We start from the raw sequence: 13,735 nt of genomic DNA, 5'->3' as shown, positions 1-13,735 counted from the left end.
TATTATCCAAACCATCATCGGTGGCAGCATTGGCGACCCCCGCAGCTACAGGTAAAATAATGTGGGCCTCTGCTACTTTCTCATACTGATCGATAGTTGTTCCTCCATCTTGGCTGACTGCTTGATAAACATAATTACCTCCGGCGATATCATCTTTAGCAGCTTGTTCGAATAAACCGATCACGATAGGTACAGTCTCCAACCCTTTGATTTTTCTTACTTGTGTCAAAACAGCATTGACTGTCTTCCGCGCGTTTGCCATCCACTCATCACGAGAGATAGAAATGGTCTCGTCGCTGCCATAGTAGACGGTATTAAAGGCAAAGCCTAAACTAATACCTACCAATGTTTTGCCGTCTTCTTTAATAAAATCTTGCTCCATCAATTGTTGAAAAATAAGCGGCTGATCTGAACCGGCAGGGTTAAGACCTTGCGGGTTATCATCAGAGACACGTTTCAGCCAATTCTTGATCGTATCAGCAGGAATTTTTTGACCTTCTTGAAAGTAGCACGTATCGACAGAAAAAGTCTGCTTGGACAGCCTCAGCAAGCCATTCTCAAAATTGGTTTGATTGAACCCGCTGTTCATTTGCTCTGCATTCAATCCTCTAGCAGCACTCGGTTGGTACTTGCCGTCTGTCATGACTGCCTGATAGACAGAATTATCGACACGGCCAGTGGTAATATTACCGCTGGCCGTCTCTTCACCTTCGTTGATATTCGTGATTCCTTTGTTGAGATTGCCGCAACCTGACAAAAAGCTTAACGACATCGCGACGATCAAGAAGTGTTTAATCTTCATGGTTATGGCTCCCTTCAATCGCTGCCACCATTTGATTCTCTTCCCAAACTGTAATGCCCAAGCTTTGCGCTTTCGTCAATTTACTACCAGCCTCTTCTCCCGCTACGACGATATCTGTTTTCTTTGAGACACTTCCCGTCACTTTTCCGCCAAGGTTCTCAATTCTTTCCTTTGCTTCTTCCCGAGTGAAATGAGTCAACTTTCCTGTTAAGACAACTGTCTTACCTTTAAAGGGTGAGTCAATAGCCGAGAGCTCCTCATTTTTTAAACCAAGGTAATCAAAATTGACCCCTGCTTTCTCCAACTCATCTAAAAGATCATGGACTTCTTCGTTGTTGAAATAAGTGACAACACTATCCGCGATGGTTTGCCCAATCGTTTCTAAAGAAACGATCTCCGACTCATCCGCTTTGCTTAGATTACGCAGATTGCGATAATGTTCCGCAAGAATTCTTGCTGCTTTAGATCCGACATGGCGAATCCCTAAGCCAAATATCAAACGCTCAACAGAATTTTCTTTACTGGCTTCGATTGCTGACAAAATATTGTTTGCCGATTTTTCTTTGATTTTGTCTAATGTCAACAATTGTTCTTCCGTCAAATAATATAGGTCTGCAACATCAGCAACTAAGTGCTTTTCATACATTTGTTCAAGAACTCGTGGGCCTAACCCTTCAATGTTCATAGCATTTCGGGAAACAAAATGACTCAATCCTTCTTTCATTTGTGCAGGACACTTCGGATTGATGCAGCGCAGTGCCACCTCTTCATCTAAATGGACCAATTCACTGTCGCAAATGGGACAATGGGTAGGAATCGGATAGGGCTCACTGGCTTTTGACCGCTTATCCGTCAATACGTTGGCAACTTCTGGAATGATGTCTCCTGCTTTATAGATAATCACAGAGTCATTCAAGCGAATATCTTTGGCGCGAATATAATCGACATTATGCAGGCTGGCACGACTTACTGTTGTACCAGCTACTCGAACCGGCGTCATGACCGCTGTTGGTGTCACAACACCTGTGCGTCCAACTGTCCATTCAATCTCTTCAATGGTCGTTTCTGCTTCTTCGGGTGGAAATTTATAAGCTGCCGCCCACCGAGGAGCTTTAACCGTAAATCCTAGTGTATCTTGATCGGAGAAGTCATTGACTTTGATGACAACGCCATCGATTTCATAAGGCAGCTCACTGCGTTTTTCGTGAAATTCTTCGATATACGCCCAAACTTCATCGATCGTTCGGCACAAACGCCGTTCATGATTTGTCCGGAAACCCAAACTGTCTAATTCATCAAGCGCTGAGAATTGATCGTGTGCCTCGATAGGACCGAAATCTGCCAGAGTATATAAGAATGTGCTCAAATTACGGCTGGCAGCAATCCGTGTATCCAGTTGCCGCAAGCTTCCTGCTGCGGCATTTCGAGGATTGGCAAATACCTCTAAGCCCTCTTCTTCCCGTACTTGATTCAAACGGATGAAAGAAGCTTTAGGCATGTAACATTCGCCTCGGACTTCTAATGAAACAGGTTCTTTCAATTTTAATGGAATTGACTTGACTGTCTTCAAGTTTTCCGTAATATTCTCGCCGACTGTTCCGTCACCCCGTGTTGCACCACGCACAAACCGTCCATTCTCATATTTCAAAGAGATTGATAGCCCATCGATCTTCAATTCACAGACATAATCAACGGCACGACCTAGCGCTTTTTGGACTCGCGCATCAAAAGCGATGATTTCTTCTTTATCAAACACATCATTCAAACTGTACAGAGGAATATCATGGATGACCTTTTCAAATCCAGGCAGAACGATTCCACCCACTCGCTGAGTAGGAGAATCTTCTGTGACCAGCTGCGGGTAATCCGTTTCTAATTGAACAAGTTCTTTATAAAGTCGATCATAGACGTAATCTTCGACAGACGGCTGATCCTTCACATAATACTCATAGGCATATTGATTCAAAGTGGTTCTTAATTCTTCCGCTCGTTGTTGAACTTCAGTTGATGGCACAGCCATTTCGATTCCTCCTTATAGTTTTTCGATCGGAGCAAATGCTGCAAGCAGCCGTTTTACTCCTTGTTGGGGAAAAGCGACATCTAATTCTAGATCCTGGGCGGCCCCTGTGGTCCGAACGATCGTGCCGACACCCCATTTTTTATGGTTGACTTTTTCCCCCACTTGCCATTGATTGCCGGCTGCAGTCGTGGTTTGTCTCGACGAAACAGTGGACTGACGAGGTTGGGTATACGTTGGTTTGAAAACTTTAGGCTGAAAGGAAGCAGCTGCCCCTTTCGGCTGAGTTCTTTCTCCCAGTGACTGCAGAAGATCTTGTTCAATCTCTTCCACAAACCGAGAAGGACGATTGTATTGAGTGCGTCCATACAATGTACGAGAAAATGCGTTTGTCAAGAATAGCTCTTCTTCTGCACGAGTAATCCCCACATAAGCCAAACGACGTTCTTCTTCCAGTTCGCTTTCTTCCATCAATGCTCGAGATAACGGGAAGATGTTCTCTTCTAGCCCAATCAAAAAGACCACAGGAAATTCCAATCCTTTTGCCGCATGCAATGTCATTAATGTCACTTGACTGCTTTCTTCTTCATAGGAATCAACATCGGAAAGTAAAGCGAGGTCATTGAGGAAGACAGTCAATTTTTCTTCTGGCGCATCGGCATCATCTTCATTTTGTGCCTCAAAGCGTTTGTCAAATTCTTGGGTCACTGTTAAGAACTCTTCCAAGTTCTCCAGCCGGGATTGTGATTCCAGATTGTTCTGATTGATCAAATCTTGTTTGTAACCTGTTTTATCCAAAATTTCTTTCGTCAGTTCTGTCACTGACAGATAAGGAATCATTTGGGCAAACTGGTCCATCATCATGCCGAAGCTACCAAGTTCTTTGCCGGCCTTGCCTGAGATATTGGCTAAATCGACATTCATCGCAGCTTCTAACAAGGACCATTCATGAAGCGAAGCAAACTCACGAAGTTTTTCGACAGAAGTCGCCCCGATACCACGTTTAGGCACATTGATGATCCGTTCTAGGCTTAGAGAATCGCTTGGGTTAGCAATGGCCGAAAGATAAGCCAAGATATCACGGATTTCTTTCCGATCATAGAATTTGCGTCCGCCCACCATTGTATAAGGCACGTTTGCTTTTAATAGCATTTCTTCAATCACCCGGGATTGAGCATTGGTCCGATACAAAACAGCAAAGTCGCCGAATTTACGTCCTTTATCTGCAATTTGTTTTTGCATCTCACTGACAATAAAACGAGCTTCATCTCGTTCACTATCCCCGCGATAGTAAGTGATTTTTTCACCGGCTCTATTTTCAGTCCACAAATTTTTGTCTGGACGGTTGCGGTTGTTTTTGATGACTTGATTCGCAGCATTCAAAATCGTCTGAGTTGAGCGGTAATTTTGTTCCAACAAAATCACTGCTGCATCCGGATAATCTTTTTCGAAGTCCAAAATATTTTGCATATTGGCACCCCGCCAGCCATAGATACTTTGATCCGCATCTCCCACGACACAAAGATTTTTGAAGCGGTCCGCTAATAAATTAACAAGCGTATATTGGGCATGATTCGTATCTTGGTATTCATCCACATGGATATAGTGAAATTTTCGTTGATAAAACTGCAGTGCATCTTCATTTTCCTTAAACAAGCGAATGGTATTCATGATCAGATCATCAAAATCCATACATTGATTATTTCGTAATTCCTTTTGATACAGCGCATAACAGCGGCCTACGATCTGTTCAAACAAGCTCCCTTGTTGATTTTCATAATCTGCCGGAGTCAACAATTCATTTTTGGCATTGGAGATCGCTCCTAAAATGGAACGCGGGTCATATTTTTTTGGATCAATATTTAACTCTTTTAAGACTCGTTTCATCAAAGTGTTTTGTTCAGAGGTATCAATGATCGTAAAGTTTCTAGAGTAGCCGATCTGATCAACATCTCTTCGTAAAATCCGGACACACATCGAGTGAAACGTAGAGACCCAAACATCTTCTCCCCCAGATCCAAGAAGCTGATTCACCCGTTCTTTCATTTCTCTAGCCGCCTTATTCGTAAAAGTAATGGCTAGAATATTCCAAGGATTGACATTTTTTTCTTCAATCAAATAAGCAATCCGATGGGTTAAGACCCGCGTTTTGCCACTACCGGCTCCGGCCATTAACAACAGAGGTCCTTCTGTATGCATCACGGCCTCTTTTTGCCGGGGATTCATATTCGCAAGTAATTCGTTTTTGGATGACATGGTTTTAACCATCCTTTCTTTCTCAATCCATTCAATTATAGCATTATCCGATTGTAGGGAAAACCGAACGCCTTGAAAAGTTGCTAAATTTTTCTTTTTTGTCCTTCAAAAAAATTCCTTGTTATCTATTCAAAAAAGGGCTAAATTAAATAAGGAAAGTGAGGAGTTTGATGAAGAAACATGAAATCCATTATTTAGATACAACCCGCCTGGCCTTTATAGGCAAAGGAATCTTGGTAGGAGCATTTGTGGGGATCGTGGTTAGTTTGTTTCGCCTTGCGATTGAATGGATAGGCGAAAAAGTTGCTGCTGTCTATCGACACCTTGCTGATCATCCAGATCAGATCATACTGTGGGTAATTCTCTCTATCATCACTGCAATTATTGTGATCCTTTTAGTAAAATCAGAACCTCAAATCAAAGGCAGCGGTATTCCTCAAGTTGAAGGGAAGTTAAGTGGCGAGATCGATTATAATTGGTTCTCTGTCCTTTGGAAAAAGTTTATCGGGGGCATTTTATCCGTCGGATCGGGTCTTTTTTTGGGGCGGGAAGGTCCTTCGATTCAACTAGGTGCTGCTGTCGGACAAGGTTTAAGTCAGTTCTTCGAAGCCCCAAAGTCAGAAGAAAAAATATTGATTTCCAGTGGTGCCAGTGCAGGATTGTCGGCGGCTTTCAATGCACCGATTGCCGGTTTGCTGTTCATTTTAGAAGAGATCCATCATTCCTTTTCACCTCTTGTATGGCTGACATCTTTTGCTTCAGTGATTACTGCTAACTTTGTCTCTTTAAATTTTTTTGGATTGAAACCTGTCCTTTACCAAGGAAAGATCAATGACTTGCCTTTGAAATATTACGGTGCTTTAGTCATCTTAGGTATCTTACTAGGGATCTTAGGACGATTTTACCAGTGGACATTGCTGTCTTTGCCTAAATGGTATGGAAAACTACCCATATCCTCTGACTGGTATGGATTGATTCCTTTTGTGCTGATTATTCCAATCGGTCTATTTTTACCAGACTATTTAGGCGGCGGGAATCAAATTATCTTGACTTTAGGAGAAACCGGGGCTCCCCTGTTGTTTTTGGTCATGTTGCTGATTTTGCGTTACTGTTTTTCCATGATTTCATATGGAGCTGGACTGCCTGGGGGGATTTTCCTTCCTATCTTAACATTAGGTGCGCTGATTGGTGCGATCTTTGGTACCTTTTTGGCACAGTCGATCGGTCTGGATCCTATTTATATCAAGAATTTCGTGATCGTAGCAATGGCTGGTTATTTTACAGCGATCGGTAAGGCTCCTTTAACTGCTATTATTTTAGTAACAGAGATGGTTGGATCAATCAATCACCTAATGCCGTTAGGACTAGTTAGTTTAGTAGCTTATATCGTGGTCGATGGTCTTGGTGGTCATCCTATTTATGAGTCTCTCCTTGAAAAGATGCATAAAGAACCCGCTGTGAATATCCGAGGAACGAAAACAGTGATCGAGTATCCGGTAACCGCAGAAAGTTCATTTGATGGGATGGCCGTTCGAGACTTTCCTTGGCCAGAAAACATGTTGCTGATTTCCATTCGTCGTGGCGAAAACGAAATTTTGACCCGCGGAGATACGATCATGAAAGTTGGTGATGCCCTTTTGATCTTAACGGATTCGAATAGTGTTTCGGAAGTGAAGAAAAAAATCAGCTATTTAGCTGATGGTCCTCTGACTTAAACATTGGCTGCCAAATTGCCGTCAACATCCTCCTGTCTTTATTTATCGATCAGAAAAAAATCGAAGGAGCAAAACTACAGACACATGTTCTGCAGTTTTGCTCCTTCTTTCATTGCCATACAATCGCTGTCGTATAATATTACCAAACGGTTCTTTCTAAAATCAGCTTCTGAAATTAGCTATAGTATTTTTCCACCAAACGTTCATCCACATAAACGGAAACTTGACCGTCATTGACTGGGAAAATTCCTTTACCTGTTTCGTCTAAGACAACTTTTGCTTCATTATTTTTCAAAATATCTACGTAAGTTTCACCACCATGAATGGCGCTGATGGTCATTTCTTTCTCAGCACCTTGGGCATTCGTCATGACCACGGCCAAGCCAGACAGTTCGTGCTCATAATCTCCTGTCAGTACCCAACCGATACAATTTGGGTCATCGAAATAATCAACTTGATTGCCAAAGGAGATTTTTTCACGCAATTTCAGGAGATTTTCTAAATTTTCTCCAACTGGTTCAATACCTTGTTCAGGAATACCGAATAGATCCCCCCAGAAAACAACTGGTACTCCAGCTTTTCGCAACAAGATCAACGCATAGGCATGCACTTTAAACCAGCCATCTACCCATGACTGTAAACTCTGACCGACTTGCGTATCATGATTATCGACAAAAGTCACAGCGTAGTCTTCTCGAGAAGCAGTCAATGTACCTGCAAAGATTTGACTCATATCGTACGCACCATTCGAATGAGATGCTTCATAGAAATTGTAATGCAGTGGCACATCGAACAGATGGATCAGATTTCCGGAAGAATCGAGATACTCTTCTAGTTTCGGCAGATCACCCGACCAATATTCTCCCACCACAAATAAATCTTTGCCTTTTTCTTCCCGGCGATTCAAAAGCCAATTAACATAATAATTAAACTCAATATGTTTGACAGCATCTAGGCGATAGCCATCCACATTCGTTAACTCTTGATACCATTTGCCCCATTTATCCAGCTGTTCGATAGTTTCTGGATTCTCCATATCCAAATCACAGCCCATTAGATAATCATAGTTGCCCATCTCATCATCCACTTGATCTTCCCACCCTTTTTGGGCAAAGTTAAACAAGGCATGATCGTTGGTTCGGTCATCATAATCAACGCCAGAAAAATTTTTCCACGTCCAGACATAGTCATTGTATTTCCCTTTTCTTCCAGGGAAAGTGAACTTCGTCCAAGCTTCGATCTCTTCTTCATCACTTATCGGCTTGTTGCGATTGTCCCAACTGTATTTGACCGCTGGTGCCGTTTCTTTTTCATCGGCTCCTATCAAATGATTGAATACAATATCTGCGTAAACCTCCAACCCCTGATCTTGCAACGCTTTGATTGCTTCAAGATATTCATCTTTGGTTCCGTACTTGGTTGGTATTGATCCCTTTTGATCAAATTCTCCAAGATCGTAGTAGTCGTAGACACCATAGCCAACATCTTCGACGCCCGCTGTACCTTTATATGCAGGAGGCAACCATACCGCTGTAAATCCATAATCTTTAAGCTCACTACTCATTTCTTTCAATCTATTCCAATGTTGACTGTCTGCAGGCAAGTCCCATTCGAAGCCTTGCAATATCACTTCATTCTTCATATAATTCCCCCCTAAAAATAATTAAGCCAAAGAATAGCCATTCTTGTCAAACATTAACCCATTTCGATTCTTTTCTGAGTAATTTGCCGACCGTTTTTGACCGTTTAAGAATGTATCACCCTTACATTTTGATTGTTTTTAAACGATTGTGATTGATTACGACTGTTTTATGTGCTATCATAACAATTGAAGAGGTGATGTAAATGCTTACAGAAGAGCGTCATCAAAGGATTTTAGCCCTTTTAGAAGAAACGGATATCGTGAAAGTCAGCGAATTGATCCATCAATTACAAGCATCTGAGTCCACTATCCGTCGCGATTTACAAGAACTTGAAGCACAGGGAGTTTTGGTCCGAATCCATGGAGGTGCCAAAAAGATCCAGCACCTTGGATTTGAACCCAATATGAAAGAAAAAACGCAAAAGTTCCAAGTAGAGAAACAAAAAATCGCCCAATATGCCGTCTCATTGATCAAAAAGGATGAGGTCATTTACTTGGATGCTGGAACCACAACTTTAGAAATGATCCCTTTCTTGTCATCGATCTCAAATGTGAAGGTTGTAACCAACTCTGTCAAACATGCGGCATTACTGATCGATCAAGGAATCGAGACATTGATTTTAGGAGGAACGATCAAAATCAGTACGAACGCTGTCTTGGGGAGCGGTGCCAGTGAGCAATTGCGAAAACTGCGCTTCAATCGCTGTTTTATTGGAATGAATGGTGCTCATGTAGACGCAGGCTTTACGACTCCAGATCCTGAAGAAGCAATGATCAAAAAAATCGCGATTGAAAATAGTCAAAAAGCTTATGTATTACTGGACCATTCTAAATTTCAACAAACTACTTTTGCTCAAGTTGCTGCCATTGAAGACGCAGAGATTATCACAGACTTCTGTCCGAAAAACTATGCGGCTAAATTTCGAACACAAACGACTATTATGGAGGTATCCGAATGATTTATACTGTCACACTCAACCCATCAATTGACTATATTGTCCACGTCGAAGCATTACAATTGGGCGAACTTAATCGAATGAAGCAAGACTTTAAACTTCCTGGCGGCAAAGGCATCAATGTTTCTCGTATTTTACAGCGGATCCAGCTCCCTTCCACTGCACTTGGATTTATTGGCGGATTCACTGGACGTTTCATTGAAGATTGGCTGATCAATGAAAGAATCACGACCGATTTCACACAAGTTGCTGCCGATACAAGGATCAATATTAAATTAAAATCTGGCGAAGAAACTGAAATCAACGGATTAGGGCCAACAATCTCAAAGGATGAAAGTCAGCAATTGAAAGACAAACTGTCTTCTCTTACCAAGGAAGATATCGTCATTTTTTCTGGTAGCAAACCAAATGGACTGACGGCTGACTACTATCAAGAGTTGATCGCCATCGTCAAAGAAGCTGGAGCCGAGTTCGTCATTGACACAACGGGTCCAGAGTTGTTCGCAGCATTACCCGACCAACCGTTGCTGATCAAACCCAACAATCATGAATTAGCGGAATTGTATCAAACGACATTCCACTCCTTCGAAGATATTTTACCTTATGGACAAAAATTAATCGCTGATGGCGCCAAGAATGTCATTGTCTCCCTTGGCGGAGATGGAGCCATTTTCTTTACTGGAAACGAAATCTACCGCTCGAATGTTCTGAAGCGTTCACTGAAAAACTCGGTTGGAGCTGGCGACTCAATGATTGCTGGCTTTATCGGACAATATACAGCAACAAAAAATGCACTGGAAGCCTTTAAATGGGGAGTTGCTTGCGGCAGCGCCACTGCTTTTTCAGATGATTTAGCCACATCAGCATTTATTCAAGAATTATTGCCAGAAGTTGTTATTGAAAAGATACTTTGACTTAACATAAGGAGGATAAACAATGAAAATCAACGATTTACTCTTAAAAGATGCCATGATCATGGACCTTCAAGCAACGGATAAAAAAGGTGCGATTGACGAAATGGTTGCCAAACTTTATGAAGTTGGCCGCATTTCAGATATTGCTGTCTACAAAGAAGGGATCTTGGCTCGCGAAGCCCAAACATCAACCGGTCTTGGCGACGGTATCGCAATGCCTCATGCGAAAAATCAAGCAGTCAATGAAGCGACTGTTTTATTTGCTAAAAGTAAAACCGGTGTGGATTATGAGGCACTGGATGGTCAACCTACTTACCTCTTCTTCATGATCGCTGCTCCTGAAGGAGCTAATGATACCCATTTACAAGCCTTAGCTGCTCTTTCCCGCTTGTTGATTGATCCAGAATTTGTTGAGAAATTAAAGAAAGCACCAACTGCGGATGCAGTCCAACAACTATTTGCTGAAGCAGAAGTACAAAAAAAGAACAGACAGATGTCACAACTACAGAGTCAGTGAGTGATCGCCCTTATATCGTTGCTGTTACAGCCTGTCCAACAGGTATTGCTCATACTTACATGGCTGAAGATGCATTAAAGAAAAAAGCCAAAGAACTAGGCGTAGAAATCAAAGTTGAAACGAATGGTTCGGAAGGCATTAAAAATCGATTAACAGAAGAGGACATTGCACGAGCAGCTGGCGTCATTGTCGCTGCTGATAAAAAGGTCGAGATGGATCGTTTCAACGGCAAACATCTAGTGAATCGTCCTGTTAGTGACGGGATTCGTAAGACGGAACAACTGATCAATGAAGCTTTAAGCGGTGATGCTCCTGTCTTTCACAGTAGCGGACAAACAGTTGCAGAAGAATCTTCTGCTGATGGTACGTTTGGTCAACGAATCTATAAAGATTTGATGAATGGTGTTTCCCATATGTTGCCATTCGTTATTGCAGGCGGAATCATGATCGCTATTTCCTTTATGGTCGATCAATTCATGGGTGTACCGCAAGACGCTTTAAATCAATTAGGTAGTTATAATCAACAAGCTGCTTGGTTCAATCAAATCGGTAATGCCGCTTTCGGATTCATGTTACCTGTCTTGGCTGGATTTATTGCATCGAGTATCAGTGATCGCCCAGGTTTGATCGTTGGTTTTGCTGCTGGCGCATTGGCAAACAGTGGTGGCGCAGGATTCCTTGGTGCATTGATTGGTGGATTTTTAGCAGGATATGTCATCAAATTCTTGCGCAATCTTTTCAAAGGTTTACCTAAGTCATTAGACGGAATCAAAACGATTCTCTTTTACCCTGTTTTTGGTTTGTTGATTACTGGGTTCCTCATGCTAATGATCAATGTCCCAATGAAAGCGATCAATGACGGCTTAAACAGCTTCTTAACAGGATTGAGTGGAACAAATGCCGCTTTACTAGGTGCTCTGTTAGCAGCTATGATGGCAGCCGATCTAGGTGGTCCAATCAACAAAGCTGCCTATGTGTTCGGTACAGCAACACTTGCCACAACGGTTGCCGAAGGTGGTAGTGTCGTAATGGCCTCAGTCATGGCTGGTGGAATGGTGCCGCCATTGGCGATCTTTATCGCAACAGTTTTATTCAAAAATAAATTCACTAAAGATCAAAAAGAAGCAGGTTTGACGAATATCGTGATGGGCTTATCTTTTGTTACTGAAGGTGCGATTCCTTTTGCAGCAGCTGATCCTCTTCGGGCCATTCCAAGTTTCGTGATTGGTTCTGCTTTAACTGGTGCCCTAGTCGGTGCATTCAATATTCAATTGATGGCTCCTCACGGTGGGATCTTTGTGGTCCTTTTACTATCAAAACCATTATTATTCCTATTGTTCATATTAATTGGTGCGATTGTTTCAGGAATCATCTTCGGTTTGTTAAAAAAAGAAGTAACTACCGCTTAATACGTGTTGTGTGAAACAACTAGCGTCTCCTATGCAAAAAAATCTCCAGCGTGTTTGAAACACACTGGAGATTTTTTTGCGAGAATCATTCAACTTCCTTGTCTTTGCTATTTTATATGGCTCTATTTATTTCCAGAAATGGATTGGTGTTCAGCTAAGCGTTCCATATTCATAAAATAGACCCGCAAGCGATGGGTTTCTTTTTTTAGATTGACCCAGGTATATTTTTTGCTGCGATGCAATAAACCAAAGCGAACATCTGACATACGATCTTTCAATTCGTCGATAGGAATATCTGTCATCGCCTCTTGCGGCAAATAGAACTGCAAACAAACGGTGTATTCTTCAAAATGTTCCGTAGTGTAATCCGCCTCTAAATGACTGCGAATATAAAATTCATAAGCATCTAAGCCATTATCGAGCGTTAACTGTGGTTTTAAGACAATGTAATCCATCATCCGCATGCCTTCTTGGTCGATCCAAGGGAAATAAGCCTGTGCATTCAACAATCCCCTCACCCGACGTTCTTGGTAAATCTCACGAACTAAATCAAAGTTCCGAGTGATAAAATGGGTCGCTTTGCGTTTGACGGTGGGCTGTAAACGATCATTTTGATATTGGATCGTTTGGATCAACTGATGGCCAAACGCGTATTCAATAAACGGTTCTCGCAAAATCCCTACTCCGTTATCCCAAGTAAGTTGATCCACCCCGATTTGGTCCCGAAACAAACGTTGATAGGAAAGGTTGGCAGGATGATCCCATTGAAACGGATCACGGTAAAGCTCCACCATGACAACCCCTTCCTCCATCGTTTGGATTTGTTCTACTTGTTGGGCATCTTTAATAATCACTAACGGCAACACTCGCTCATAGTACTCTGAGAAATACATGCGCCAACAGGAAGTTAAACAAAACCCGTTATAAAAAACATCATATCCGGCAAATTGATTGCAATCGATCACGATTTCTTTGGCATGGTTTTTTCGCTTTGGTAATTCAGCGATTTCTTCTGGTTTCTGAAAGTTATAGCGTTTCTCTACACTTTCGACATTATGATTGAGGAATTCATCATAAGCTCGAATATAACTAAAGAGACCGCCTTGTTCCATTGTGGTCTTTATATAACTCAGTAATAGTTCTCGCGATCCCTGAAAAACATCAAATGTAAAAAGATGTCGTTGCAGTACGGCTTCTTGGACAACGTGTATACTGGATTCATTTTGTCCATCGGTTAAAATCAGTTCAAAATTGACCTCGTCAATACTTCCCTCCAGCAATGAGCGTACTTCAGCGATATCATAGGAGTGGATTTCCTTTTGATTTAAATAGTAGCTGGTGGGGGTAAAGGAAAGACGGACCAAAGCGAACCAGTTGGCTATTTGTTCACGCATCAGAGCATCGGCGAGTTGTGCCGATTGAATAAAGGCATAGATTTTCTTCGTTTTGATCATCTTTCTCACCTCTTTATGTACTTCTTATTTTATTATAGTAAAGGGATTCATGA

8 protein-coding genes and 1 pseudogene are annotated in these 13,735 nt (G+C 41.9%); 4 read left to right on the top strand and 5 right to left on the bottom strand.

The window, feature by feature from the left end; genetic code table 11:
* From AB5Z52_RS13740 to pcrA, 3 genes are all read right to left on the bottom strand, one after another.
* The coding region (locus AB5Z52_RS13740; RefSeq protein ID WP_368266957.1) for a CamS family sex pheromone protein at window positions 1–802 on the bottom strand (802 nt) is incomplete at its 3' end.
* Window positions 792–2,822 carry an NAD-dependent DNA ligase LigA gene (gene ligA / locus AB5Z52_RS13735; protein WP_003126446.1) on the bottom strand — a complete coding sequence of 677 codons (2,031 nt, stop codon included), beginning with the start codon at window positions 2,820–2,822 and terminating at the stop codon, window positions 792–794. The genes AB5Z52_RS13740 and ligA, both read right to left, overlap by 11 nt.
* Before the next feature lie 12 nt (window positions 2,823–2,834).
* The gene (gene pcrA, locus AB5Z52_RS13730) at window positions 2,835–5,075 is read right to left on the bottom strand and encodes a DNA helicase PcrA (RefSeq protein WP_021149781.1); all 2,241 of its coding nucleotides are present in this window, start codon (window positions 5,073–5,075) and stop codon (window positions 2,835–2,837) included.
* A 167-nt stretch (window positions 5,076–5,242) separates the two neighbouring features.
* Between pcrA and AB5Z52_RS13725 the strand changes: the two genes are divergently transcribed.
* The gene (locus AB5Z52_RS13725; protein ID WP_034704340.1) at window positions 5,243–6,790 is read left to right on the top strand and encodes a ClC family H(+)/Cl(-) exchange transporter; all 1,548 of its coding nucleotides are present in this window, start codon (window positions 5,243–5,245) and stop codon (window positions 6,788–6,790) included.
* A gap of 175 nt (window positions 6,791–6,965) precedes the next feature.
* On the opposite strand, the gene AB5Z52_RS13720 is transcribed toward AB5Z52_RS13725, so the two are convergent.
* A complete protein-coding gene (locus AB5Z52_RS13720; RefSeq protein ID WP_041120203.1) occupies window positions 6,966–8,432 on the bottom strand; it encodes an alpha-amylase in 1,467 nt (488 codons plus the stop codon).
* A gap of 203 nt (window positions 8,433–8,635) precedes the next feature.
* Here AB5Z52_RS13720 and AB5Z52_RS13715 point away from each other — a divergent pair, with 203 nt between their 5' ends.
* The 3 genes and pseudogenes from AB5Z52_RS13715 (at window position 8,636) to AB5Z52_RS13705 (ending at window position 12,228) form a co-directional block, all read left to right on the top strand.
* Window positions 8,636–9,391 carry a DeoR/GlpR family DNA-binding transcription regulator gene (locus AB5Z52_RS13715; protein WP_003126440.1) on the top strand — a complete coding sequence of 252 codons (756 nt, stop codon included), beginning with the start codon at window positions 8,636–8,638 and terminating at the stop codon, window positions 9,389–9,391.
* Window positions 9,388–10,302 (top strand): 1-phosphofructokinase, encoded by a 915-nt coding sequence (gene pfkB, locus AB5Z52_RS13710; RefSeq protein WP_368243702.1) that lies wholly within the window; start codon window positions 9,388–9,390, stop codon window positions 10,300–10,302. The genes AB5Z52_RS13715 and pfkB overlap by 4 nt, the downstream gene beginning before the upstream one ends.
* 22 nt (window positions 10,303–10,324) lie before the next feature.
* Window positions 10,325–12,228 (top strand): annotated as a pseudogene (locus tag AB5Z52_RS13705) (fructose-specific PTS transporter subunit EIIC).
* A gap of 122 nt (window positions 12,229–12,350) precedes the next feature.
* Here AB5Z52_RS13705 and AB5Z52_RS13700 read toward each other — a convergent pair.
* Complete coding sequence (locus tag AB5Z52_RS13700) at window positions 12,351–13,682, bottom strand: hypothetical protein (protein ID WP_003126437.1); 1,332 nt, start codon at window positions 13,680–13,682, stop codon at window positions 12,351–12,353.
* Window positions 13,683–13,735: the final 53 nt, after the last annotated feature.

It is taken from the genome of Enterococcus sp. RTP21361st1_A6_RTP21361_211029 (genome assembly GCF_040910045.1).
Classification (GTDB): domain Bacteria; phylum Bacillota; class Bacilli; order Lactobacillales; family Enterococcaceae; genus Enterococcus_D; species Enterococcus_D gallinarum.
Note: the sequence above shows the minus strand (reverse complement) of the source record. Positions and strands in the feature narration are given on the sequence as shown.